The organism is Spirillospora sp. CA-108201, from assembly GCF_050936235.1.
Taxonomy (GTDB): domain Bacteria; phylum Actinomycetota; class Actinomycetes; order Streptosporangiales; family Streptosporangiaceae; genus Spirillospora.
Window position 1 is genome coordinate 2373832 of sequence record NZ_JBNJNE010000001.1, and the last position, 24238, is coordinate 2398069.

Annotated in this window: 23 protein-coding genes; 9 read left to right on the top strand and 14 right to left on the bottom strand. The window is 72.7% G+C overall.

The annotated features are described in order from the left end of the window. The 3 genes from ACQEU6_RS11600 to ACQEU6_RS11610 form a co-directional block, all read right to left on the bottom strand. The gene (locus tag ACQEU6_RS11600) at positions 1–762 is read right to left on the bottom strand and encodes an SDR family NAD(P)-dependent oxidoreductase (protein WP_499331367.1); all 762 of its coding nucleotides are present in this window, start codon (positions 760–762) and stop codon (positions 1–3) included. Positions 763–846: 84 nt separating this feature from the next. Beyond that, a complete protein-coding gene (locus ACQEU6_RS11605; protein WP_499331368.1) occupies positions 847–1857 on the bottom strand; it encodes a methyltransferase in 1011 nt (336 codons plus the stop codon). A gap of 92 nt (positions 1858–1949) precedes the next feature. After that, the gene (locus tag ACQEU6_RS11610; RefSeq protein ID WP_499331370.1) at positions 1950–2450 is read right to left on the bottom strand and encodes an HAD domain-containing protein; all 501 of its coding nucleotides are present in this window, start codon (positions 2448–2450) and stop codon (positions 1950–1952) included. Positions 2451–2551: 101 nt separating this feature from the next. On the opposite strand from ACQEU6_RS11610, the gene ACQEU6_RS11615 reads away from it, so the two are divergent. Both ACQEU6_RS11615 and ACQEU6_RS11620 read left to right on the top strand, forming a co-directional pair. After that, positions 2552–3406 (top strand): class II glutamine amidotransferase, encoded by an 855-nt coding sequence (locus tag ACQEU6_RS11615; RefSeq protein ID WP_499331371.1) that lies wholly within the window; start codon positions 2552–2554, stop codon positions 3404–3406. A gap of 57 nt (positions 3407–3463) precedes the next feature. After that, a complete protein-coding gene (locus ACQEU6_RS11620; RefSeq protein WP_499331372.1) occupies positions 3464–4276 on the top strand; it encodes a PIG-L family deacetylase in 813 nt (270 codons plus the stop codon). Here ACQEU6_RS11620 and ACQEU6_RS11625 read toward each other — a convergent pair. From ACQEU6_RS11625 to ACQEU6_RS11645, 5 genes are all read right to left on the bottom strand, one after another. Continuing rightward, positions 4269–5411 (bottom strand): ARPP-2 domain-containing protein, encoded by a 1143-nt coding sequence (locus ACQEU6_RS11625; RefSeq protein ID WP_499331374.1) that lies wholly within the window; start codon positions 5409–5411, stop codon positions 4269–4271. The genes ACQEU6_RS11620 and ACQEU6_RS11625 overlap by 8 nt on opposite strands. Next, positions 5408–6850 carry a hypothetical protein gene (locus tag ACQEU6_RS11630; RefSeq protein WP_499331375.1) on the bottom strand — a complete coding sequence of 481 codons (1443 nt, stop codon included), beginning with the start codon at positions 6848–6850 and terminating at the stop codon, positions 5408–5410. Before ACQEU6_RS11630 ends, ACQEU6_RS11625 begins: the two co-directional genes overlap by 4 nt. A gap of 476 nt (positions 6851–7326) precedes the next feature. After that, complete coding sequence (locus ACQEU6_RS11635; RefSeq protein ID WP_499331377.1) at positions 7327–7689, bottom strand: VOC family protein; 363 nt, start codon at positions 7687–7689, stop codon at positions 7327–7329. A gap of 83 nt (positions 7690–7772) precedes the next feature. Further along, the gene (locus ACQEU6_RS11640; RefSeq protein WP_499331379.1) at positions 7773–8405 is read right to left on the bottom strand and encodes a TetR/AcrR family transcriptional regulator; all 633 of its coding nucleotides are present in this window, start codon (positions 8403–8405) and stop codon (positions 7773–7775) included. Next, positions 8398–9690, bottom strand: coding sequence for an acyl-CoA dehydrogenase family protein (locus tag ACQEU6_RS11645; protein WP_499331381.1), 1293 nt, complete (start codon positions 9688–9690; stop codon positions 8398–8400). The genes ACQEU6_RS11640 and ACQEU6_RS11645 overlap by 8 nt, the downstream gene beginning before the upstream one ends. Before the next feature lie 106 nt (positions 9691–9796). Here ACQEU6_RS11645 and ACQEU6_RS11650 point away from each other — a divergent pair, with 106 nt between their 5' ends. The 3 genes from ACQEU6_RS11650 (at position 9797) to ACQEU6_RS11660 (ending at position 12549) form a co-directional block, all read left to right on the top strand. Further along, positions 9797–10861 carry a phosphotransferase family protein gene (locus ACQEU6_RS11650; protein ID WP_499331382.1) on the top strand — a complete coding sequence of 355 codons (1065 nt, stop codon included), beginning with the start codon at positions 9797–9799 and terminating at the stop codon, positions 10859–10861. A gap of 56 nt (positions 10862–10917) precedes the next feature. Then, positions 10918–11424 (top strand): GNAT family N-acetyltransferase, encoded by a 507-nt coding sequence (locus ACQEU6_RS11655; protein ID WP_499331384.1) that lies wholly within the window; start codon positions 10918–10920, stop codon positions 11422–11424. 186 nt (positions 11425–11610) lie between these two features. Next, positions 11611–12549 carry a TIGR03621 family F420-dependent LLM class oxidoreductase gene (locus ACQEU6_RS11660; RefSeq protein WP_499331385.1) on the top strand — a complete coding sequence of 313 codons (939 nt, stop codon included), beginning with the start codon at positions 11611–11613 and terminating at the stop codon, positions 12547–12549. Here the strand turns inward: ACQEU6_RS11660 and ACQEU6_RS11665 are convergent. The 3 genes from ACQEU6_RS11665 to ACQEU6_RS11675 are packed head-to-tail and all read right to left on the bottom strand — an operon-like array spanning position 12546 to position 16148. After that, a complete protein-coding gene (locus ACQEU6_RS11665) occupies positions 12546–14039 on the bottom strand; it encodes a sugar ABC transporter ATP-binding protein (protein WP_499331387.1) in 1494 nt (497 codons plus the stop codon). The two genes, ACQEU6_RS11660 and ACQEU6_RS11665, sit on opposite strands and share 4 nt — an antisense overlap. Position 14040: 1 nt before the next feature. Next, a complete protein-coding gene (locus ACQEU6_RS11670; RefSeq protein ID WP_499331388.1) occupies positions 14041–15111 on the bottom strand; it encodes a sugar ABC transporter substrate-binding protein in 1071 nt (356 codons plus the stop codon). Next, a complete protein-coding gene (locus ACQEU6_RS11675) occupies positions 15108–16148 on the bottom strand; it encodes an ABC transporter permease (RefSeq protein WP_499331390.1) in 1041 nt (346 codons plus the stop codon). Before ACQEU6_RS11675 ends, ACQEU6_RS11670 begins: the two co-directional genes overlap by 4 nt. Before the next feature lie 103 nt (positions 16149–16251). On the opposite strand from ACQEU6_RS11675, the gene ACQEU6_RS11680 reads away from it, so the two are divergent. From ACQEU6_RS11680 to ACQEU6_RS11690, 3 genes are all read left to right on the top strand, one after another. After that, a complete protein-coding gene (locus ACQEU6_RS11680; protein WP_499331391.1) occupies positions 16252–17004 on the top strand; it encodes an SDR family NAD(P)-dependent oxidoreductase in 753 nt (250 codons plus the stop codon). Between the two features lie 27 nt (positions 17005–17031). Then, positions 17032–18675 (top strand): thiamine pyrophosphate-binding protein, encoded by a 1644-nt coding sequence (locus tag ACQEU6_RS11685; RefSeq protein WP_499331393.1) that lies wholly within the window; start codon positions 17032–17034, stop codon positions 18673–18675. A gap of 62 nt (positions 18676–18737) precedes the next feature. Continuing rightward, a complete protein-coding gene (locus ACQEU6_RS11690; RefSeq protein WP_499331394.1) occupies positions 18738–19538 on the top strand; it encodes an IclR family transcriptional regulator in 801 nt (266 codons plus the stop codon). Positions 19539–19675: 137 nt separating this feature from the next. Here the strand turns inward: ACQEU6_RS11690 and ACQEU6_RS11695 are convergent, their stop codons facing one another. Further along, positions 19676–20359, bottom strand: a complete 684-nt coding sequence (locus ACQEU6_RS11695) for an RlpA-like double-psi beta-barrel domain-containing protein (RefSeq protein ID WP_499331396.1) — start codon at positions 20357–20359, stop codon at positions 19676–19678. 769 nt (positions 20360–21128) lie between these two features. Further along, complete coding sequence (locus ACQEU6_RS11700; RefSeq protein ID WP_499331397.1) at positions 21129–21626, bottom strand: hypothetical protein; 498 nt, start codon at positions 21624–21626, stop codon at positions 21129–21131. 318 nt (positions 21627–21944) lie between these two features. Between ACQEU6_RS11700 and ACQEU6_RS11705 the strand changes: the two genes are divergently transcribed. Continuing rightward, on the top strand, positions 21945–23039 hold the full coding sequence (locus ACQEU6_RS11705; RefSeq protein WP_499331398.1) for a winged helix DNA-binding domain-containing protein: 1095 nt from the start codon (positions 21945–21947) through the stop codon (positions 23037–23039). A 103-nt stretch (positions 23040–23142) separates the two neighbouring features. Here the strand turns inward: ACQEU6_RS11705 and ACQEU6_RS11710 are convergent, their stop codons facing one another. Beyond that, the gene (locus ACQEU6_RS11710; RefSeq protein ID WP_499328793.1) at positions 23143–24042 is read right to left on the bottom strand and encodes a transposase; all 900 of its coding nucleotides are present in this window, start codon (positions 24040–24042) and stop codon (positions 23143–23145) included. Positions 24043–24238 lie beyond the last annotated feature (196 nt).

Below are 24238 nucleotides of genomic sequence, written 5' to 3' on the forward strand. Positions count from 1 at the left end.
TCAGAACGTCCCGCCGTCCACGACGACGCGCTGCCCGGTCACATAGGACGCGGCGTCCGAGACGAGGAACCGGACCACGTCGGCGACCTCCTCGGGCGTGCACACGTGCCCGTAGGGGGACACGGCGTCCTGCTGCCGGATGTCCTCGACGCCGGCCGTGGCGCGGACCAGCCGGCGCCCCATCTCGGTGTCCACCAGGCCCGGGGCGACGACGTTGACGTGCATGCCGTTGCCGCGCTCCTCCTTGGCGATCACCTGGGCGAGCGCCTCCATCGCCGCCTTGCCCATCGCGTAGGGGCCGCCGAACGGCGGCATCAGGTCCGTGGCGACGCTCGACACGAAGACCATGTCGCTGCGCTCGGCGCGCCGCATCAGCGGGATCAGCGCCTGGCTGAGGTGGTGCGGGCCGAACGCGTGCACGCGCATGACCCGCTCCAGCTCGGCGGGGTCGGTGCCGGCCACGCTGTCGCCGCGGCTGGCGATCCCCGCGCTGTGCACGAGGACGTCCAGCCCGCCCAGCTCCGCCCCCACCCGCGCGGCCAGGGAGCGGCACTGGTCGAGGTCGTCGACCGAGGCGCGGAACGCGAGGCCCCGCGCCCCGGCGGCCTCGATGTCGGCGATTGTCCTGCGCGCGGCCTCGTCGTCGCGCCGGTAGGCGACGGCGACCCGGGCGCCGTCCGCGGCCAGCGCCAGGGCGATGGCCCGGCCGATCCCCCGGCTTCCTCCGGTGACCAGGGCCGTACGGCCGTCGAGAGAACTCACGCGACCCTCCTTCGTCGGGCTGCCTGGGGCGGTCCCATCCTGCCCGGCCGCGCGCCCCCGCCGTAAGCGGCCCCTGACACAGGGCTAGTCCGCGATTTCCGCCTCGATGACGTGGTAGGCGGACTCTCCCAGCGGCCCGGTCAGCGAGACGACCGCGAGCCCCGCGCCGGCCAGCAGCTCCCGGAACTCGGCCTCGGTGCGTTCCCGGCCGCCCGTCGCCACGAGCATGTTGAGGTCGTTGTTCACGATCCCCGCCGAGCCCGGCGTGACCGTCTCCGGCATGACCTGCTCCAGCAGGAGCACGCGGGCGTCCGGGCCCATCGCGGCCCGGCAGTTGCGCAGGATGGCGGTGGCCTTCGCGTCGTGCCAGTCGTGGATGACGCTCTTGAGCACGTAGGCGTCCGCACCGGGCGGAACGGCCTCGAAGAAGTCGCCCGGCACGATCTCGGCCCGGTCGGCGACGTCGGCCAGCGGGCCGGCGGCGGCGGCCAGCCCCGTCGGCAGGTCGAAAAGGACGCCGCGCAGGCCGGGGTGGGCCCGCAGGATCGCGGCGAGCAGCGTGCCGTCCCCGCCGCCGAGGTCGGCGACCGTCCCGTAGCGGCCGAAGTCGTGGGCCTCGACGACCGCCGGGGCGACGTCGCGGGTGTGCTCGGCCATCGCCCGGTTGAACGTCTCCGACAGCTCGGCGTCCGACGCGAAGTACTCGAACGGCGTACTGCCCGTCACCCGTTCCCACGCGTACTCGCCCGTGCGCACCGTCTCGGCCATGTCGCCCCACGTCCGCCACACCTGGGGGCCGCAGAACAGCCTGATCAGCGAGCGGACCGAGTCGGGGGCGTCCGCGCGCAGCCGCCGCCCCTCCTGCGTCAGCGCGAACAGGTCCGGCTCCTTCTGCTCCACGACGCCGAGGCCGGTGAGGCCGCGCAGCAGCCGGTGCAGGGACGGCGCGTGGGCGCCGGTCGCCTCCGCCAACTCGGCGCTCGTGCTCGGCCTGCCCTCGGCGAAGGCGTCCGCCACCCCGATCTCGGTGGCCACGTGGATGATCTGCGCCGGCATGAACCCGAAGGCCAGGTCCATCAGCGGTGATCTCGGCATAGTCGGCTCCCTTCGTTGCCCTCCCCAACGCTAGGAGGCCCTCGGAAGGGGCGTCTTGGACGAATGGAACCTCGGGCCGCCCGGGCCCGCTCTCACCCGGAGCGGGCGCGCAGCCAGGCCGCGGCGGACTCGACGTGGTCGTCGGTCAGGCCGGTCAGCGGGTCGATCTCCACGAGGAGGTGGTCGGCGACGTCCGGCTCCCCCGCGATGCAGTCGGTCGCGTCCGGCTCGTCCTCGAACCAGACGAACGGCCGGTCCTGCGCCCACGCGGCCACGTGCCGGGCCTTCCAGGCGCCCAGCGTGCGCCCCTCCGTGATGCCGGGGAACCGCGGGATCGGCACGAACGGCAGCTCCGGAAGCCCGATGCGGGGACTGATCCACACGTTGGCGTTGTGGCCCCAGTAGCTCGCCCAGGCCAGCTCGGCGCCCGTGGACGCCGCCAGGTCGAGCAGCGACGCGCCGTGCCCGGGATAGAGCCACAACTTGTACGTCACGCCATTCGGCGAGCACTCGTGCCGCTCGAAGCCGCTGTGCGGCCGCTCGAACGGGTTGAGCACGCCATCGACGTCCAGCAGAACCACCGGCGACCCCATACCCGGACCGTACGGCATCCGGGACCGCCAGTCGAAGGCGCTTTGCCGTGCGCATGACCGTGCGCGGTCTTAGGCCGCCGCCATGCGGGCATCGTCCCTGTATGTGCCGCTTGTTCGGGATGACCACGGGAGGACCGCGCGTCCGCGCCACCTTCTGGCTGCTGGACGCTCCCGACAGCCTGCGCTCCCAGAGCCGCCGCATGCCGGACGGGACGGGCCTCGGCTGGTTCTCGCTCGGCGGGGAGCCCGTCCGCGACCGCGCCCCCGTCGCCGCGTTCCGGGACGCCGACTTCAACTCCGAGGCGCGGCACGTGGTGTCGCACACCTTCATCTCCCATGTCCGGTACGCCTCGACCGGCGCCCCCGACGTCCACAACTCCCACCCCTTCGTCATGGACGACCGGCTGTTCGCCCACAACGGGGTGGTGCGGGGGGTCGACGTCCTCGACTCGTGGCTCACGGACGTGGACCGGGCGCTGATCCAGGGGCAGACCGACTCGGAGTTCGTGTTCGCGTACATCACCGCGGAGATCCGCCGGCAGGGCGACACCGCGTCCGGGCTGATCGCGGCCGTCCGGCGCATCGCCGCCGAGTTGCCGATCTTCGCGTTGAACATCCTGATGGCGGAGTCGGGGCGGCTGTGGGCACTGCGCTACCCGGACGCCCACGAGCTGTGGGTCACCACGCCGGACCTGAGCGAGCCGGGCACGGAACGCCATCTCGGCGCCGGCAGCGAACAGGGCCGGGTGAAGGTGGCCGCCCACCGGGAGCCGACGCCCGCCTGCGTCCTCGCCAGCGAGCGCCTGGACGACGACCCCGGCTGGCGGCTCCTCGACCCCGGCGAGCTGCTCATGCTGGACGGCACGGAGGCGTCCTCGGAGTTCCCCTTCGACGCGCCAGCGCACCCGCTGACCGCCGCCGACCTGTCGGGGGCCGAGTCCACCTCGCAGACCTGATCGACTGTCGCACCCGGCACATAGAGTGGACGGCCGAACCTGCCGAGGAGTCTCCAGATGACGCAAGAACTCACGCTGATGGCCGTCCACGCCCACCCCGACGACGAGGTGCTGGGAACCGGGGGGCTGCTCGCCCGCAGCGCGGCCGAGGGCGTCCGCACGGTCCTGGTCACCTGCACCAACGGCGAGCAGGGCGACGACGACGGCGGCGTGAAACCCGGCGAGCCCGGCCACGACGCCGAAGGGGTGGCGCGGCGCCGGCTGGCCGAGCTCCGCGAGTCGGCCGCCCTGCTCGACATCGGCCATCTGGAACTGCTCGGCTACCAGGACTCCGGCATGGACGGCTGGTCCACCAACGACGACCCGGCGGCGTTCGCGAACGTGCCGCTGGAGAAGTCCGCCGGGCGGCTCGCCGCGCTGATGGAGCGCTACCGGCCGCAGGTGGTCGTGACCTACGACGAGAACGGCGGCTACGGGCACCCCGACCACATCCAGGCCCACCGGATCGCGCTCGCCGCCGCCGAGCGGACCGGCATCCCCGACAAGGTCTACTACACGGCCATCCCGCGGTCGGGCGTCAAGCAGATGTTCGAGGCCGCCCGGGCCGCGGGCATGGACCTCGGCTTCGAGCCGCCCGACGACTTCGGCACCCCCGACGAGCTGATCACCAGCGCGCTGGACGTCTCCGCCCACTTCGAGGCCAAGCGCGACGCGCTGCTGGCGCACGCCAGCCAGGGCGAGAACATCTTCTTCCTGAAGCTGCCGGAGGAGATGCAGAAGGCGGCGTTCTCGTCGGAGGCGTTCATCCGCCACTTCAGCCGGGTGGAGGCACCGAACCGGGAGGACGACCTGTTCGCGGGCCTCAGGTAGCGCGCCGCTGCGCCCGGAAGTGGTCGAGGACGTCCTGCCGCAGCAGGTAGCCGAACCCCGCCCGTTCCAGGCGCAGCGCCAAGCCCGCCCTGTCGGCGCCGAGAGCGGCGGCGGCGGCGCCCAGCCGCCAGTCGTGCTCGGCCAGCCGCCTGAGCAGGTACCCGCGCCTGACCTGCGCCTCCGAGAGCCGGAACGACTTGAGGTAGGCGACCTCCCCGTCCCCGCCGGTGATGACCTCGCCGATGTGGTTCTCCCTTCCCAGCGTGAACGAGGGCAGGAACCGCGCCAGTTCGAACCCGCGCAGCGACTGCACCGCCCGGCGCGTCCCGTCCTCGTCGAAGAGCCGCGCGGCCATGACCTCGTCGTGGAAGGCCGCCCACTCGGCCTCGCGCGTCTCCGCCGCGGCGCGCAGGTCGCCGAGCGTCCTGATCCCGGCGGGGTCGATCGGCGCGGACAGGTCGCCCGCCGGCGCGCCCAGCAGGCCGTACATGTAGATCAGCTCGCCGAAGAGGTCCTCGACCAGGGTCGGGTGCAGCGCCCGGTAGTCGTCGGGGTGCGGCACGGCGAACGCGCTCGCCAGGGCGTCGGCGACGTACACCAGCACCCCGCACTGCCCGGGATGGATCTCGAAGATCCGCAGCGCGTCCTCCAGGCCGCGCACCCGCCCGCCGAGGTAGGACTCCTCGCAGCGCGGCGACAGCCCGTGCCTGACCGCCCTGCGCGACCACTCCTCCCAGGCGATCTCCGGGCCGCCGAAGTGCAGCGCCAGATAGCCCTCCACGGCCAGGTGCAGGGGAAGGAAGCGGAGCCGGTCCCTGCCCGCCTTCCTGGCCATCCGCCGCGTGAACCGCACGGGCATGCGCGGCGGGGCGGCCCGGGTGTCGCGCTCCAGGAGGCGCGCCCCGTACGAGGCCGCCTGCGCCTGGTCGCCGTCGCTCCACGTCGCGACGAAGGCGTGGGGGACGAACGAGACGTAAGCGGCGTCGCCCACGTCCACGACCGTCACCGGCTCCTCGAACGCCTTCCGGTGCAGCCGCAGATGGGGCACGGGCTCGTCCCGGACGAGGGGGACGAGCCTGACCGAGCCCCACACCTGCGCGGGCCTGGTCTCCAGCCCGTCCAGCGTGATCGTCATGCGCGGTCCCCGAGGAAGCGCGCGGACCGGTCGGCCAGGTGCGCCCGCAGCTTCGGCAGGCCGACGCGCCCCTCGGCGAACCGGGCCAGCTCGACCAGCGCCGGCAGGTCCTCGGCGTCGCGTACGCCCGCGGTCGGCACGCCCGGCGCCAGCCGCCGCACGTCGAAGTCGTCCGCGTCGTAGACCGGGTTCAGGTGCACGATCATGACCCGCTGCCCCGGGGCGCGGCGGTGCCCGGGGTCAAGGCGCGTACGCCAGACGCGCAGGACGTCCGCGGCGAGCCCGGGCGGCGCGTTGTCCCAGCCGTCGGAGACGATGAGGAGCCGTTCGGGCCCGGTCCCCAGCGCGTCGATGATCCGACGGCCGAGCGGCGTCGGGCCGGACGGGTACACCAGCAGCTCGTCGGTGCGTCCCGACGTCCACAGCGGCGTGTACTCCTTCGCGAGCGCCTCCAGCAGGTGGTGCGCGGCGAGCGCGACCGCCAGCGGGCGCCTGCGCTTCTCTCCCGAGCCCAGCGAGGAGTAGCTGTCGTCCAGCACGGCCGTGACCCGTCCCCAGGAGCCGCGCGCGGACCCGGCCACGCGCCGCGCGGCGGTGCGCAGGGCCTCGGACAGTTCGGCCCGCCGCCGGGCCCGGTCGTCCAACGGCAACGCCAGCACGTAGGACGCGAGCCTCGTCAGCGGCATCTCGCCCAGGTCGGCCCGCACGGCCTCGACCCCGGCCTCCCGCGCGCTCTCCTGCAGGCGCAGCCGCTCCAGCCGCGTCATCCTGTGCTGGATCTTCTCCAGGAAGACCTCGCGCGGGATCCCGTGCTTGGCGGCGAACCCCTCCGCGACCGTGTACGGAAGCTCGTAGATCGCGGCCTGCTCGTAGTGCGCCCGACGCCACTGCTCGTAGAGGGGCGTCCGGAACGCCTTCACGCCGGACGGCGCGAACAGGAACGCGGGCTGCTCCCCGCCGAGCCGCAGGTGCGCGTGGCGCACCGCGTCCTTCACCGCCGTCCGGTACTTGACGGAGTCGAACGCCGGGTCGCGGCGGCCCGCTATCCAGTCGCGGATGACGGCGCGCGTCCGCCGGTTGTTCACGCCGAGCCGCCGCAGGTCGCGGAACAGCCGGTACACCCGCTGCGGCGGCAGCCGCTCCAGCCGCCGCGCGATCAGGCGCCCCTCGCCGCGCCGCCGCTCCACGCCCACGTCGCCCGCCCGCACCAGCAGGTTGCGGATGATGATCGCCGCATTGTGGTCGTTGACGTCCAGCGCGAGCACCGCCGCGTACATGTCGCGGTAGTTCTCCAGCATGTACTCGTGCAGGAACTCCAGGCTGAGCCGCTGCTCCCCCGAGCCATGGTGGAATTCCCGCTGCCCGGTGGACGTGATCGCGGCGTTGACGAACATCAGCACGTCCTCGCACGCGACGAGGTCGGCGAACGTCTCGCTCATCACTCCCCCGGTCGGTCGAAGGCGCCGGCCGGGGAATGGGGGCGCGAACAGCGAAGCATCGCTTGAGAGGCAAGTTCCGGAAGTCGCACCGAAGTCCCGCGGCCGGCCCCCGCACCGTAGCACCGGGCCGCCGCGGCGGCCGTTCATTATTCCGGACGGGAGGACTGCCGGCCGTGCGGGCGCTGAGCATCATCGAGGCGACGTCGAGGACGGCGACTGATTTCATTCCTGGGCTGCCGAAAATTGCCGGAAAAATGGCGAGGCGGGGCCGGGCATCCTCGCAGTTCAGAGCGCGGAGGAACTGCCCCGTCCAACGGATCTCGGCAGATCTCGACACGAGGTGTCAGTGCCGGAGAGCTGAGCGATACCGTCCGACACGGAATTGCTCAACGCCCTCGCCCGGCGGCGTTCGACAGGGTCCACGGGCCGATGCTGGGGCCGGCGGCGGGCGGCCGCCCGGTGAGGGCGCGGCGAGGTCAGGGGCGGTAGGTGCCGAAGTACCACTCGTTGCCGTCGGGGTCGCGGGCCGCGTAGTCGCGGGAGCCGTAGTCCTGGTCGGTCAACTCGCGGAAGATCTCGGCGCCGGCGGCCTTCGCGCGGTCGTGGTGGGCGTCCGGGTCGTCGACGGCGACGTAGACGGCCGCCCTGGCGGTGGCGGCGGCCCCGAACATGATGAGGCCGGTGTCGTAGCGCATCTCGGCGTGGACGATCGCGCCCTCGCCGTCCTTGTGGACCTCCACGGGTTCGAAGCCGAACGCCTTCTCCAGCCATTCGAGCGTCCTGGCCGGCTCGGCGGCCCGGATCAACGGGTAGAAGGTGCGGCGGATCTCGCTGGTCATCTCGTCCTCCCTGAGGTCTGGATGCCCAGTCTGCGGGGAGCCGATCCTCCCGTCTTGGACGAATGCGACCCGACCACCGGCGGTCAGCGGCGGGCGGCGTCGCGTTCGGCGGCGAGGCGCCGGGTCTCCGCGGAGACGGGGGCGCCGAGGATCGCCGCGACGACGTCGACCAGGTAGCTGGTGAACAGGCGGTCGTCGGTGCGGGGGCCGGAGCGGGCGCGGCGGGCCAGTTCGATCGCGGCGCAGAGGATGGCGGTGAAGCGGCGGTGGAGCCGGGCCGCGTCCTCCTCCAGAAGGGGCTCCACGAGGGTCCGCCAGCGGCAGAGGCTGTCGCGGGGATCGTCCAGGACGGCCACGGGCACGACGGGGTCGGGGCGGTTCAGCACGTCCGCCCAGATCTGCAGGTAGGCGCGGCCCGAGTCGTCGGCCAGGCGGGCCGCCAGGGGCCGGACGAGCGCCGCGGCCAGGGGGCGGACGCCCCGCTCGCCGTCCTCGTAGGCGTCGAGCAGGGCGTGCCGGCGGGCCTCGACCTCCGGGGCGTGCCGGGCGAAGATCGCGCGCAGGATCCCGGCGCGGTCCCCGAAGTGGTACTGGACGGCCGTGGCGTTGCGGGCGCCGGCCTCCTGGAGGATCTCCCGGAGGCTGACGGCGTCCACGCCGCGAGCGGCGTAGAGGGCCTCGGCGGCGTCCAGCAGTCGTTCCCGTGTGTCACTCATTGCCGATCGCATGCTCCAGGGCCTCGGCGAACCGCTCGCGGGCCGCCTCCCGGCGGGTGGGCAGGTGGCCGGACGGCCACAGGCCCTCGACGGGCTCGACGTCGCGCAGCAGCTGCCGGGCCAGGGTGATCTTGTGGACCTCGGTGGGGCCGTCGGCGATGCCCATCGCCTCGGCCCCCATCATCATGGCGGCGAACGGCATCTCGTTCGACACGCCGAGCGCGCCGTGCAGGTGCATCGCCCGCTGGACGACGTCGTGGTAGACCTTCGGCATCGCGGCCTTCACCGCGGCGATGTCCCTCCGGACGGCCCTGTAGTCCCGGTGCCTGTCGATCAGCCAGGCGGTGCGCAGCACGAGCAGCCGGAACTGCTCGATCTCGATCCAGCTGTCGGCGATCTTCTCCTGCGTCATCTGCATCTTCGCCAGCGGCCCGTAGCGGGTCCGGCGGGAGACCGCGCGCTCGCACATCATGTCGAACGCCTTGCGGACCTGCGCGATCGTCCGCATGGCGTGGTGGACACGGCCGCCGCCGAGGCGGGTCTGGGCGATGGCGAACGCGCCGCCCTCCTCGCCGAGGAGGTTCCCGGCCGGCACCCGGACGTCCTCGTAGCGCAGGTACCCGTGGGAGCCCTCGCGCTCGCCGCCGACGCCCACGTTCCGGACGGTGACCAGCCCCGGCGCGCCGGCCGGCACGATGAACATCGACATGCCCTCGTAGGCGGAGACGTCGGGGTTCGTCACGGCCATCACGATCAGGAACGTCGCGTGCCGGGCGTTGGACGAGAACCACTTCTCACCGGTGATGACCCAGCCGTCCCCGTCGCGGACGGCGCGCGTGGTGAACAGGGTCGGGTCGGCTCCCCCGTGCGGCTCCGTCATCGAGTACGAGGAGGAGATCTCGCCGTCCAGGAGGGGGCGCAGGTAGCGCTCCTTCTGCTCGGGCGTGCCGAAATGGGCGATGATCTCGGCGTTGCCGGAGTCGGGCGCCTGGCATCCGAACACCGACGGCGCCCAGCGGGAACGGCCGAGGATCTCGTTCAGCAGCGCGAGCCTCACCTGCCCGTACCCCTGGCCGCCCAGTTCGGGACCCAGGTGACACGCCCACAGGCCCTTCTCGCGCACCTGGTCCTGGAGGGGGCGCACGAGCCGCTTGCAGCGGGGGTCGGCCTTGTCGTAGGGGTCGCCGAGCACCAGGTCGAGCGGTTCGACCTCGTCCCGGACGAAGGCGTCCGCCCAGTCGAGAAGTTCCTGGTAGGCGGGGTCGGTCTCGAAATCCCAAGCCATGGCGAGCCTCCTCGGCCGTGTCCCCCGATAATCGATCTACCTCAGTAAGTAATGCAAGTGCATGACTGTTACTCTCCGGTCCATCGAGCGTCGGAAAGGGACCGCCGTGCAGCCTGAGCAGATCGACCGCGCCCTCGTGGACTTCGACGTCCTGGCCGGGTGGATGGAAGGCCGGGGCCTGCCGGGCGGCCCGTTCGACGCCGTCGAGCGGCTGGCGGGCGGCACCCAGAACACGCTGGTCCGGTTCCGGCGGGGCGGCCGCGACTACGTGCTCAGGCGCGGCCCGGGCCACCTGCGCGCGAGGACGAACGAGGTCCTGCGGCGCGAGGCCCGCGTGCTGGGGGCGCTCGACGGGACCGACGTCCCCGCGCCGCGCCTGATAGCGGCCTGCCCGGACGAGACCGTCATGGGCGGCGCGGTCTTCTACCTGATGACCCCGGTGGACGGCTTCAACGCGTCGGTCACGCTGCCCGAACCGCACGCGCGGGACGCGTCCGTCCGGCGCGAGATGGGGCTGAACGCGGCGCGTGCTCTTTCCGCCTTGGGCGCGGTCGACCACGAGGCGGTCGGGCTCGGCGACTTCGGCAAGCCAGAGGGCTTCCTGGATCGGCAGGTGGGCCGCTGGCTGTCCGAACTCGACTCCTACGGCGCGCTGGACGGCTACCCAGGGCCGGACATCCCCGGCCTCGACGACGTCGCGCGGTGGTTGGAGGAGCACCGTCCCAAAGCGTGGCGCCCGGGGATCATGCACGGCGACTACCACCTGGCCAACCTGATGTACTCCTACGACGGGCCGGAGGTCGCGGCGATCGTCGACTGGGAGATGTCCACGATCGGCGACCCGCTGCTCGACCTCGGCTGGCTGCTGGCCACCTGGCCCGACCGCGCCGACCAGAGCGCCGCCCTCGCCGGCCCGCTCGGCGCCGCCGGGGGGCTGCCCACCGCCGAGGAGCTCGTCGAGGTCTACGCGGAGCGCGCGGACGCCGTCGACGGGCGCGACCTTTCGTCCATCACCTGGTACGCGGTGCTGGCCTGCTTCAAGCTCGGCATCGTCCTGGAGGGGACGCACGCCCGCGCTTTCGCGGGCAAGGCCCCGAAGGAGACCGGCGACCTCCTCCACTCGATCACGCTCGGTCTCTTCACCCGCGCCCGAGACTTCATCGGCTCCTGAGGACCTCGCGCCGGCGGCCGGGAACTGCCAGGATCTCCCTCGCACGGGGAGGTGCGATGGAGATCCGCAAGGGCGGGCCGGACGACGCGCCGGTGATGACGGCGATGCTGGACGGCGCGGTGGCGTGGCTCGCCGCCAACGGACGCACGGGGCAGTGGGGCGGCGAGCCGTGGTCGCAGGACCCGCGCCGCGTCGAGCGGATCGCCGGCATCGCCCGCGACGACGAGATCTGGGTGGCGCTGATCGGCGGGCGGCCCGCCGGCGTCATGGCGGTCGCGCCCGGCCCCCCGCACTACGTGGACCCGGTCGAGGAGCCGGAGCTGTACATCACCCTCCTGGTCACCGACCGCGCGTTCGCCGGGCGCGGGGTCGGCGGCGCGCTGATCGCCAAGGCGAGGGACGAGGCCGGGGCGATGGGCGTCGGTCTGCTGCGCGTCGACTGCTACGGCGGCGACGACGGGCGGCTGGTGGAGTACTACCGGAGCAACGGGTTCGAGACGGACGCCGCCTTCACCGTCGGCGACTGGCCGGGACGAGTGCTCTCCCAACGTATCCGCAGGTAGACGGCCTGTCGCTTGCAAAACAGCGCCGCGCGCCGCAGCCTGGAAGTGACCGGCGTGAACGGGGCAGTCGGTGACGCCCTTACGCCGCACGGACGGCGACCGAGCCGCTCGCCCCGTTCCGCCGGTCGAAACCTCATGTCGTATTCCTGCCAGCCAGGCGCCCCCGCCACGGGGCACGCTCGGGACATGCACAAGAACTTCCGCTTCGGCGTGGTGGGCGAGTCGATCCGCTCGGGCGCGGAACTGACCGCCACGGCCCGCCGCGCCGAAGAGCTGGGATACGACGTCCTGACCTTGCGAGACCACTTCGTCGCCGAGCCGTTCGGCGACCAGCTCGCACCCATGGTGGCGCTGGCGTCCGCCGCGTCCGCGACGACCGCCCTGCGGCTGGGCACGATGGTCCTCTCCAACGACTTCCGGCATCCGGTGATGCTCGCCAAGGAGGCCGCGACGCTCGACCACCTGTCGGGCGGGCGGTTCGAGCTCGGCCTCGGCGCCGGCTGGCTGCGCGAGGAGTACGAGGCCGCGGGGATGCCGTTCGACCGGCCCGGGGCGCGGGTCGGGCGGCTGGAGGAGTCGCTGCAGATCCTGCGCGGCCTGCTCGGCGGGGAGGAGACCTCGTTCGCCGGGGAGCACTACACGGTCGACGGCCTGACGGTGTTCCCGCGCCCGGAGCGGCGGCCGCCGCTCGTCGTGGGAGCGGGCAGCCGGCGCATGCTCGGCATCGCCGGCCGGCACGCCGACACGGTCGGGATCCTCCCCCGCGCCCTGCCCGAGGGGGAGATCTCGGACGAGCTCTCCGAACGCCTTCCGGACACCATCGCCCGCAAGGTCGACTGGGTCCGCGAATCCGCCGACGGGCGGGACGTCGAGCTGAGCATGATGGTGACGCCCGTGTTCGGCCCCGACCCCCGCGGCGCCGCCGCCAAGGTCGCGGTGACGCGCGGGTGGGGCACGTCGTCGGCCGGGCTGGTCCTCGACATGCCGTCCCAGTTCGTGGGCCCGCCCGAGCACATCGCAGAGCAGATGCTGGCCCGCCGCGACCGCTTCGGCTTCACCTACTACCAGGTCCCGGACGCGGCCATGGAGGCGTTCGCCCCCGTCATCCCCCTCCTGACCGCCTAGAGGGGATCGGCGAAGCCGGCGTTCATGGCGAGGCTCAGTTCCGGCTCGGTGAGCCGCTCGCCCGCCAGGGCGTCGACGATGCGGCCGCGCTGGAGGACCACGACGCGGTGGCACAGCTCCACCAGCTCGGCCAGGTCGCTGGAGGCGATCAGGACCACCTTCCCGCCGGCGGCGAGGCCGCGGACGATGTCGTGCAGTTCGGTGCGGGCGCCGACGTCCACGCCGCGCGTCGGGTCGTCCAGGGCGAGGACGGCCGGGTCGGCGTCCAGCCACTTGGCGAGGACGGCCTTCTGCTGGTTGCCGCCGGACAGGTTCCCCGCCCGGTCGAGGACGTCGCCGCGCACCCGCAGCCGCTCCATGTGGCCGCGGGACCGCTCGACGAGGCGGGCCCGGCGCGGCATGGGCCCGCCCCGCCCCTGACCGAGCCAGCTCACGGACGTGATGTTCTCCCAGAGGGGCTTGTCGAGCATCAGCCCGCGGCCCTTGCGGTCGCCGGAGATGTAGGCGACGCCCGCGGTGACGGCGTGCCGGGCGGACCGGGGCGTCCGCCCGCCCGGCAGGCGGACCGTGCCGGACGACGGCCGGGCCCGGCCGCACACGGCGTCCAGCACGGCCAGGTGGCCGGAGCCCTGCAGGCCCGCCAGCCCGACGATCTCGCCGCCCTCGGCGGTGAGGGAGACCTCGCGCAGCCGGCCGGGCACGGTCACGCCGGTCAGGGCGACCGCCGCCCCGCCGGGGCGGCGCGGGGCGGCGGTCGCGGCTGCCGCGTCCCGGGCGGGCTGCCCGAGCATCGCGGTGACCAGGGAGTCCAGGCCGACGTCGGCCGCGGGCTCGCCCGGCAGCACCACCCGGCCGTCCCGCAGGACGGTGACCCGGGTCGCCACCCGCATCACCTCCTCCAGGAAGTGCGAGATGTACAGGACGGCCAGGCCCCGCCCGGCCAGCCGCCGGGTGACGGCGGCGAGCCGCGCGGCGGCGTCGCGGGGCAGCGCCGAGGTGGGCTCGTCCAGGATCAGCACGCGCGGTTCCTGCAGCAGCGCCCGGCAGATCTCCAGGAGCTGCCGGTCGGCGAGGGGCAGTTCGCCGACCCTGGCGTGCGGCGGGACGTCCAGGCCCAGCTCGGCCAGGACGGGCCCGGCCAGGCGCCGCATCTCCCGCGTGCTGACCAGGCCCCCGCGCCGCGGCGCCCCGTAGGGGAAGAGGTTCTCCAGCACGGTCAGGTCGTCGTAGGTCATCAGCTCCTGCGACACGATCGCGACGCCCTGCGCCGCGGCCTGCCGCGCGTCGGCGAACCGGACGCGGGCGCCGTCCAGCTCGACGACGCCGCCCTCGGGCCGCACCACCCCGGAGATGATCTTCACGAGGGTGGACTTGCCGGCGCCGTTCTCGCCGACGAGCGCGTGCACCTCCCCCGCGTCCAGGGTGATGCCGACGCCGTCGAGGGCGGTGACCCCGCCGTAGTGCTTGACCAGGCCGGAGGCGACCAGCATCTCAGCGGGCCTCCTTGAGCGGGCGCATGCTCGCGCCGGGGCTCGCGAGCAGCCGGTCCAGCTGCGGCTTGTACCACTGGTAGGCGTCCCGCACCGACCGCTGCCGCTTGATGATCTCGTCGATGTCGGAGGAGTCCATGACGAGGCCCGGCGTCTTGAACCAGCCGTCCGGCAGTTCGCCGTCCTTCTCCCGCACCGAGGAGATGAGCATCGCGGTCGCGACGTAGCCCTTGAGGTAGTGCTCGGGGTCGACCCCGGCGAAGTTGGTGCCCTTCCTGATGTACTCCAGGGTCTTCGGGTCGACGTCGAAGCCGGCGGTGAGGTACTTGCCCTTGCGCTGCTCCTTGAGGCGGCCGAGGTTGTAGCTGTCGGCGTCGCCCACGCCGAGGAACGCCAGCGCGGCCGGGTTCGCGTTCACCTGCGACTGCCAGGCGCCGAAGTTCTGCGCCGGGTCGCTGTAGGTCTGGAACGGGCCGAGGACGCGGATGCCGGGCGCCAGCTTCGCGAGCGTGTCCTTGATCCCCCTGGCCCGGCTGTCGAGGACGGGCGTCCCGGGGTTCGGGACCCCGACGACCACGGTGCCCTTGGCGTCCCTGCCGAGCTTCTTCACCGTCGCCTCGGCGAGCAGCCCGCCGAGCTCGTAGTTGTCGTTGCCGACGTAGAAGCCGACCTTGCTGCCGTCGGTCGGCGCGGTGTCGAGCGCCACGATCGGGATGCCCTTGTCGACGGCCTGGGCGGCGGGCCTGGTGAAGATGGGCGGGTCGAGGTTCTCCAGGACGATCCCGTCGGGATGGGTGACGGTGAGGTTCTGGAACAGCTGCTGCTCGGCGGGCCCGTCGGTGTTGGGCGGGCCGACGACCTTGAAGTCGATGTTCCCGGCCTGCCTGGACGCCTCCGTGGCGCCCTCGTACATCTCCCGGGCGAAGTTCAGGCTGTAGTTCGCGACGGCGATGCCCATCCTGAGCCGCTCGCCCTTGCCGGAGCCGCCTCCGTCACCGCAGGACGCGGTGAGGGCGGCGCCGAGCACGAGGGCGAGGGCCGCCGCGACGGGCCCGCGGGGACGCGGGATCATGGGTTCCTCCCTGGTGAGCGCAGGTCACGGACGCGGCGCAGCAGTGGCGCGGCGCCGACGGCGACGAGGATCACGCCGCCGGTCGCGAAGGTCGTCCAGTTGATGGGGACCTCGAAGAACACCAGCGCCGCGGTGACGACGCCGAGGATGAGGGTGCCGGCCGCGGCGCCGAGGACGGAGCCGGTCCCGCCCTTCAGCGGGGTGCCGCCGATGATGGCCGCGGCGATGGCCGTGAGCTCGTAGCCCTGGCCGATGGTGGGGTCCCCGGCGATGAAGAACGCCAGGGCGAGGACGGCCGCGACGCCCGCCATGAGCCCGGACAGGGCCAGCGCGGCGACGCGGGTCCGGGTGACGGGCAGCCCGCCGAACTCGGCCGCCTCGGGGTTGGAGCCGATGGCCCGCACCCGCGCGCCGAACCGCGTCCGCGTGAACACGACCGTCAGGACCGCGACGGCGAGCGCGAACACCCACACCGCGTTCGGGACGCCGAGCGACTCGCCGCCGCCCAGCACGGCGAAGAACGCGTGGTCCTGCGGCAGGTCGGTGATCTGCTTGCCCTCGGCCAGCGCCAGCCCCACACCGCGCAGCAGCATCGACGTGGCGAGCGTGACGATGAACGAGGGGAGCCGCAGATACGTGGTGACGGCGCCGTTCAGGGCGCCGACGAACGCCGACAGCGCGAGCACCGCGAGAGCGGCCGCCCACGGGTTCCAGCCGTCCCGGATGAGGAGGGCGCCGGCCACGACGCCCATCGCGTACATCCCGCCGACCGACAGGTCGACCTCCCGCATCGCCAGCGCGAACACCATCCCGCAGGCCATCAGGCCGACGTAGACGGAGTTGTGCGCGGTCGTCAGCAGGTTGCCGGCGCGCAGGAAGTCCGGCTGGAGCAGTCCGACGCCGAGCACCAGCAGGATCAGCACGCCGACGACGCCGGCCTCGTCGGGGATCGGCCGGCGGGCCCGGGGGCGCCGCGCCGGGAAGGCGTCCTTGTCGTTCTCCGAGGCCGGCACGGCCGCGGGCTTTCGTACGGACATGCGGCGAGCATGTGACCCGCGCCACGCCATCACAAGGAAGCCGTTTCACCCAGTGGAAACCGCGCCTTGCCCGGCGGCCCGGGGGTGGCGCACGCTGCCGTCCATGAGCGAGACGCCGTCGAGCGACGGACCACAGCGGGTCGCGCTCGTGACCGGCGCGGCGGGCGGGCTCGGGCGGGAGTTCGCGATCGCCCTGGCCGCGCGCGGGCACCGGGTCGCGGGCCTCGACCTCGCCGACCTGTTCGGCACCGCGGACGCGATCGGCGACCGGTTCCACCCCGTGCGGGCGGACGTGACGGACCCCGACGAGGTCGAGGCCGCCGTGGAGGAGACCGCCGCCCGCCTCGGCGGCCTGCACATCGTCGTGAACAACGCCGGGATCTACCCGCCGCTGGAGTTCGAGAAGACGACGCTGGAGGACTGGCGCCGGGTCATGCGCGTCAACCTCGACGGCCCCTTCCTGGTCTCGCGGGCGGCTCTGCCCCACCTGAAGGCGGCCGGCTGGGGGCGGATCGTCAACATCGCCTCCGCGGTGGTGTTCCTCGGGCCGCCCGACCTCGTCGCCTACACCACGTCCAAGGCCGGGCTCGTCGGCTTCACCCGGGCTCTGGCGAGCGTCGCCGGCCCCTACGGGATCACGGTGAACGCGATCGCTCCGGGCCTGACCCGGACGGCGACGGCGGCGCGGACGACGGGCGCGGCCGGCGGGTTCGAGCGCGTCCGCGACCTGCAGATCGTGCGGGCCGTCGAGGAGCCGGGCGATCTGCTGTCCACGCTGCTGTACGTGTGCGACGAGGGCAGCGGGTTCCTCACCGGCCAGACGATCAACGTCGACGGCGGCTCCGCCAAGCACTGACCGCCGAGGAACGAAAGAGGCACCCGCATGAGGCCGATCGAGGCGCTGCTGGAGATCGCCCGCGACGAGGGCGTGACGCGGATCTTCGGCAACCCCGGCACGACCGAGCTCCCCCTGATGGACGCGCTGGCGGAGGCCCCCGACCTGCGCTACGTCCTGGGGCTGCAGGAGGGGTCGGTGGTGGCGATGGCCGACGGCCACGCGCGGGCGTCCCGCCGCACGTCCATGGTCAGCCTGCACGTCGCCGCGGGCGTCGCGAACGGCCTGATCGGGATGCTGAACGCGCTGCGCTCCCGGACCCCGATGGTGCTCGTGGCGGGCCAGCAGGACCGCCGCCACCTCGTCCAGGACCCGATGCTGTCGGGCGACCTGGTCGGCCTCGCGTCCGCGGCGACCAAGCAGGCGGTGGAGGTGCACCACGCCCGCGACCTCCCGATCGTGCTCCGGCGCGCCTTCGCCCTCGCGGCGCGGCCCCCGGCGGGGCCCGTGCTCGTGTCGGTCCCCATGGACCTGCTGGAGGAGGACGCCGACGTCGCGGTGCCCGCCCGCTCCCCCGCGTCCGGGCCGGGCGCGGCCGAGGCGGGCGACGCGGCGGCGCTGCTCGCCCGCGCCGAGCGCCCGGTGATCATCGCGGGCGACGGGGTGGGGCGGGCGGGCGCGGTGGCCGAGCTGGTCGCGGTCGCGGAGCGGCTCGGCGCGGCCGTCCACCACCAGCCGATGAACGACGGCATCGACTTCCCCACCGGGCATCCGCTCTACGCCGGCATGCTGGCGCCGCGCAACGCGGCCATCCGCGAGACGCTCGCCGGCTACGACGCGGCTCTGATCGCCGGCTGCCACGCGTTCATGCCGCACCACTACACCCCCGGCCCTGCCGTCCCCGACGGGCTCGCCATCGTGCAGGTGGACGAGGACCCCGCGGAGCTCGGCCGCAACTTCGCCGTCCGGCACGGCCTGACGGGCGATCTGCCCGGGACGCTCCGGGCGCTCGCCCGCGGCCTCGACGGAGCCGTCCCGGCAGCGCGGGAGCGCGCCGAACGGCTGGGGGCCGAGCACGCGCGGGCGAGGTGGGAGGTGGAGGAGGCCGCACGCGCGGCGTACGAGGCGTCCCCGACGGACCCGCGTGCCGCCGCCCACGCCGTCGCGGCCGGGCTGCCCGGCGGGGCGGTGGTCGTCGAGGAGGCCATCACCGTCGGGCTGAAGCTGCGCGCGGTGCTCCGCCAGGACAGGCCCGGCTCCTACGTGCACACGGTCGGCGGCGGCCTCGGCTGGGGCATCGGCGCGGCGGTCGGCACCCGGATGGCGGACCCGGACCGCCCCGTGGTGGCGGTGCTCGGCGACGGATGCTCGATGTTCGGCCTGCAGGGCCTCTGGAGCGCGGCGCGGTACGGGGTGCCCGCGGCATTCGTGATCATGAACAACGGCGAGTACCGCACCCTCAAGGACACCCTCGACCAGACCGGCGGCGCCTCCGCCGAGCACGGCCGGTACGTCGGCATGGACCTCGCCCCGCCCGCGCTCGACTGGCAGAGCGCCGCGCGGCTGTTCGGCGTCGACGCGGTGCGAGCGGGCTCGGCGGACGAGCTGCGCGACGCGGTCGCCTCCGTCAAGGACCTGGCCGCGCCGCTGCTGATCGAGGCGCCCGTCGCGGGGCACGGGGCGGACCGGTGACCGGAGGGGCCGCGCGCTTGCGCGCCCTTGCCCGCGGGACCGTTCACGGACACCATCGGGGCATGGACGTGCGGACCACGGGCGAGGAGCCGCCCCGATCGGTGCTGGCGCGCGGGCTCAGCCTGCTGGACGCCTTCGGCTCCGCCGACACCGAGCTGAACCTGACCGAGCTGGCGGCCCGCACCGGGCTGCCGAAGCCGACGGCGCACCGGCTCCTGGGCGAGCTGGTGCGGTGGGGCGGGGTCGAGCGCACCGGGTCCGGCTACCGGCTCAGCATGCGGCTGTTCGTCCTCGGGCAGCGGGCGCCCCGCCCGCGCGGGCTCCGCGAGGCCGCGCTGCCCTACCTGGAGGACCTGTACGAGGCGACCCACGAGAACATCCACCTGGCCGTCCTCGATGGGACGGACACGCTCTTCCTGGAGAAGGTGACCGGGCGCCGGTCGATGCCGATCGTGTCCCGGGTGGGCGGACGGCTGCCCGCGTACTGCACCGCGACGGGAAAGCTGTTCCTCGCGCTCGGGCCGCCGGAGCGGCTGGAGCGGGTGCTCTCGGCGGGGCTCGTCCACTACACCCCGCACACGATCGTCATGCCGGGGCTCCTGCGGAGGGAGCTTGCCCGCACCGCCGACCGCGGCTACGCCGTCAACCGGGAGGAGTCGGAGGCCGGGGTCTCCGCCGTGGCGGCGCCCGTCCTCGACCACCGGCGGCGGGTGATCGCCGCGATCTCCATCACCGGCAACGTGTGCCGGCTGGACCTTGACCGGCTCGCCCCCGCGGTGCGGACCGCGGCGCGGGCGTTGTCGCGGGAGCTCGTCCGCGACGGCGCGCGCCCGGGCGCGCTGAAAGCGGGGATTCCCCGGTGATCTTTCGATACCGGGGAATCCCCGCTTTCCATGCACCGGCAGCCCTGTGCCGGGACTGGGAGAGGCCTTGCGGACCGGGCGTGGGCGGGTTCACATTCGCACTGTGAGCCGTTCACGAATGGCCCGCCGGCCTCATGTCATGAGCCGAAAGGCTTCGGGGCGCCCTTCTTGCCGGCGCCGGAGCCCCAGGACAGGACCTCCCACTTGACGCCGCTCAGGTGACCCTCGCCGGTGCCGGCGTTGTACTTGCTGGCCGGCTTCTTGCCGTCCAGCAGGTACCGGAAGGTGTAGGTGTCGAGGTCGAGCATGACGCCCCGGTGGGACGGCTCGCCCGGCCCGCGGTCGCCGACGAAGCCGGTGACGCTGCGGCCCTTGTAAGTGACCTTGACCTTGGTGTGCATGGGCCAGCTGGGGCTGGCGAACAGGCCCTTCTGCATCGGCTTGCCGCCGGCGGGGGCGCCGGTGTCGCCGTTCACTCCGGACCCGTCGTCCCAGAAGTAGGACGCCTTCGTCTTGCCGCTGAGCAGGGCCTTCGGGCCCTTCTTCGCGGGCTTGGCGGCCTTGGACCGGGCCTTGGAGTCGGCCTTGGCCTCGACCTTGGCCTTCGCGGGGGCCTTCGGCGCGGTGAACCCGCCCAGTGCTCCCTTGTCGGCCGGCCGCTCGGGGGACTTGTGCTCCTGCGCGGCCACGGCCTGCTGCGGCAGGAACTGCTTCTTGGGAGCGGAGTCATCGCTCGCGGCGGCGACACCGGCCACCATCATGCCCGCGAGGGCGGTGCCGGTGACGCCGGTCAGGATGATGTTGATCGCTCGCTGCTGCATGGAGATCCTTCGTTCGGGGTACAGGGCTGCCGTTCCGCACGGGACGGACGTGCAGGTCGCACGCCTGTTCCAGGCAGGGGTGAACGGCTCCGAGACTCGAGACTCGGGAGATGCCGCCGCGGCGGAGACCCGCTTTGGAACGATCCACGGGCATGGTGGACCGCGCCCGCGCTCATCCGGGCACGACCGGTCTCGGGCGTGCGCGGCGAAACAGGCTCGGGTGAAGCGGGAAGGGTGCCGACCGGGGGCTCACGGGCCCAGCACGGTGCGCGGCCGCTGCATGGTACGGCTGCGTTCGGCGAAGGAGATCCCGCCTGGCGGGCGGGAAGCGGCGGTTATGCGATTGGCCGGGTCAACGGTTCTTTGACCCTGACCTGGGCATGACTATATACGGCATTACCGTGCTATCGCCAAACGGGGGATTTCTTTACCTTTGACAAGGTAGATCTTTTTCTCCCGGACTGGCCGGGAACGCCTTTCCCGTAAGGCCTGAGGGCCGGTCACAAGGCGCCGAACGCACCCCAAGAAAGATCTTAATCCGATGGCCCCGGCTCCGCCGCGGCCTGGAAGCACCGCTCAACCGCGGGCGCGGGACCAGCCCGCGGCGCACGGGCGCTGAAGACGGGTGACCGCACACCCGGGCCGCATCACGGCACACGCGTGACCGCATGAAAGAAGGCGGCCCGCATGATCGGGCCGCCCGGCGCGGCCGCCGCCGGAAAGGCGCGGCCGCCTTCCCGCACGGCCGTCAGCCGTACGGGGGACGTCGTCAGTGGGTCGGGTAGACCGAGGGCACGAGCGGCGTCGGGCCGGTTCCACCGGTGAACACGGCGGGGCCCGGCTGCGGAGCGGTGTAGGGCGACTCTGCATAGGGGGCCTCCACGTATGGAGCCTCCCCATAGGGCGCCTCCACGTACGCGGGCTGCCCGTATACGGGCTCCCCGTAGGGCAGGGCCGCCACGATGGGGCCCTGCGCCGCCGGGACGGCCTGGGCCGCGGGCGGCGGGAGGGGAGGCGGCACATGCGAGCCGTCCGCCCTGCGCTGCTCCGTCGCGGCCACGCCGCGCCGCTCGGCCAGCACGGCCATGAGAGCGCGGGCCGTCTCGGCGTCCATCTTCAGCAGGACGCTCGGCATCCCTGACTGATCGACGAACGGGGACACCGAGGGCGGTGCCGGCAACTGCGGGAGAGCCGCCCGCATCTCCTCGCGGAGATCCTGGGCCAGCCGCAGCGCCTGTCGGTCACTGTCGTTCAAGTGTGCGGTCATCGCGATCTCCGGGGAGTTCACGTGCGGGGGTCCGGGGCAATCCTGCTAGGGATGGCGTGCAGGTGCAAGGGCTGATGCACGTGCATTTCAAGAAAAATCCTTCCGTAACCCCCGGGTCTGTCGATCGTTCCGGATCAAGCCGAGGGCCTCCAGAGCGCCTTGACCAGCACAAACCCGAACAGCAGGCCACCCTCCCGCAAACGGTCCATACGGTACGTACCTGCCCGGCTACGCAAACCGCCGCCGGGCGTTCGCCCCGAGGGGGCCTCGCCTGGCTACAGCGCTGCGTACGGAGATCGTCCACGGCATTCTGGACGGATGACAGAGACCCTGAGCGTTCGGGCCCTCAACCGGGCCACGCTGGCACGGCAGTTGCTGCTCGCACGCGAACCGATCCCCGTCACCGAGGCGGTGGGGCGGCTGGGCGGGATGCAGGCTCAGGAGCCCAAGCCTCCGTTCCTTGGGTTGTGGACGCGTGTCGAAGGGTTCCAGGCGTCCGATCTGCACTCCGTCTTGCACGACCGGTCGCTCGTGCGCGCCACGATGATGCGCGCCACGTTGCACCTCATGGCGAGCACGGACTACACGGCGTTCCGTACGGCGATGCAGCCGATGCTGAACGACGGCCTCCGGATACTGGGCGACCGCGCCAAGGGACTGGATCTGGAGAAGGTCGTTCCCGCCGCACGCTCCCTCCTGGAGGCGGGACCGCTCACGTTCAACGAAATACGCGAGCTACTCCAGCAACGGTTCCCGGAGGTCAACGACCGTGCCCTCGGGTATGCCGTCCGGCTGTGCGTACCTCTGGTCATGGTGCCGACCGAGGACAGGTGGGCCTTCCCCCGCACGTCGCGCTTCGCACTGGCCGACTCGTGGCTGGGTTCGCGGCCGAACACCGAGAACGCCGTCGACGAACTGGTGCTCCGCTACCTCGCCGCCTACGGCCCGGCGTCCGCCGCGGACGCGCAGACGTGGTCCGGACTGTCTTCGACCGGTGAGGCGCTGGAACGCCTTCGCCCGGGCCTGCGCACCTTCAACGACGACAAGGGCCGGGAGTTGTTCGACCTGCCGGACGCGCCGCGCCCCGGCGAGGACGTCGCCGCGCCCGCACGGTTCCTTCCCGAGTTCGACAGCCTCGTCCTCGCGCACGCCGACCGCAGGCGCATCATCGCCGACGACCACCGCCCGATGCTCACGACCAAGAACCTTCGCGTCCGCGCCGTCTTCCTATGGGAGGGGTTCGCGCACGGCATCTGGGAGACGGAGTACAAGCGGAAGGTGGCGACACTCCGGATGCGGCCGTTCAAGGCGCTTCCACGGGCTGCCGTCGCCGGGCTGAGGGCCGAAGGCGAAGCGATGCTGCGCTTCCTTGAGCCGGACGCCAGGGACACGGTCGTCACCGTCGAGGAATGACGAGACCGCCTTCCGCCCCGCATACGGCGGCCCCCTGACGATGGCCAGGGGCCGCCGGGGAGACCGCTGCTAGATCGTTGATGGGGGTTGTTGAGTGCTCTGGTTAGTGGTCGTAGGCGGTAAGTGATCGCTTGGTTGGGGCGTCGATGAGCCAGTTGTGCCAGATCGCGGCGTTGAGGGCGCAGATGCGCTGGCACAGGCGCGTCCACAGGCCTTCGGTGGTGCGGGCGGCGTGGCGTTCCAGCCCGAGTTGGTTCTTCAGTGTCCAGATCACCGCCTCGATACGCTGGCGCAGCCAGCTGGGGAACACCTTCACGGCGGGTTCGGGCTCGTCGTCGCGGACGGGGCGGATCAGGATATGGCCCAGGTCGGCGGCGGCCTTTTCCACCCCGGCTCCGGCGAATCCCTTGTCGCACACGATCGGGCACGGTCCCGGCGCGGCCTGCTGGACGTGCAGCAGGTGCACGGCCTGTTTGCGTTCGTCCAGCTCTTTGGGGTGGGCCAGGCTGAAGGAGCACACCGCGCCTTCGGCGGTGGTGATCAGCATCAGTTTGGCGCCCCAGTAGAAGGCGTGGTGGGACTTGTCCATGCCGTAGCCGGCGATCTCGCCCAGGGCCGAGCGGTGCACGGTGGTGCGTGAGGCGCCGCAGCGCAGCGGAGTGCCGTCCATCAGCCGCAGCCGCTCCTGCCAGGAGGGCGTCTGGCGGACCAGCCACATCGAAGCGGCGAACAGAGCGGGCGCGGCATCGCGCAGGTGCCGGTTGTACTCGGACTGACCGGGCAGCCGCGGGAACAGGTGCCCGATCCTGCCGGGCGCGGTCCGCAGCCACCGCCGCTCGGAATCGCAGCCGAGCAGGACCTGGGCCACAGCGACGCACACCAGTTCAGCGTCGTTGAGGGTGCGGTCGGGGCCGCGTCTGCGGGTGCGGTCGGCCGACCGCAGGACGTGATCGTCCAGATGGACGTAGAGTGCGGTCAGAAGGGCGTCCAGGTTTGTCTTCACACACTGATCATGGGCGCCCTTCGTCATGCCCGCAGCGGTTCAGCAAACCTCCATCAACGATCTAGTACTGCAACGACAGGTTGTGTCTCTCGCGTCTGCGATAGTGGCTGTCTCTGGCTCGTTGCTGGGCGCGTCTTCTCCATTCAGACCATTTCAGAGCGTGGTCGATGAAGTGTGTGGTGCGCATTACGACGCG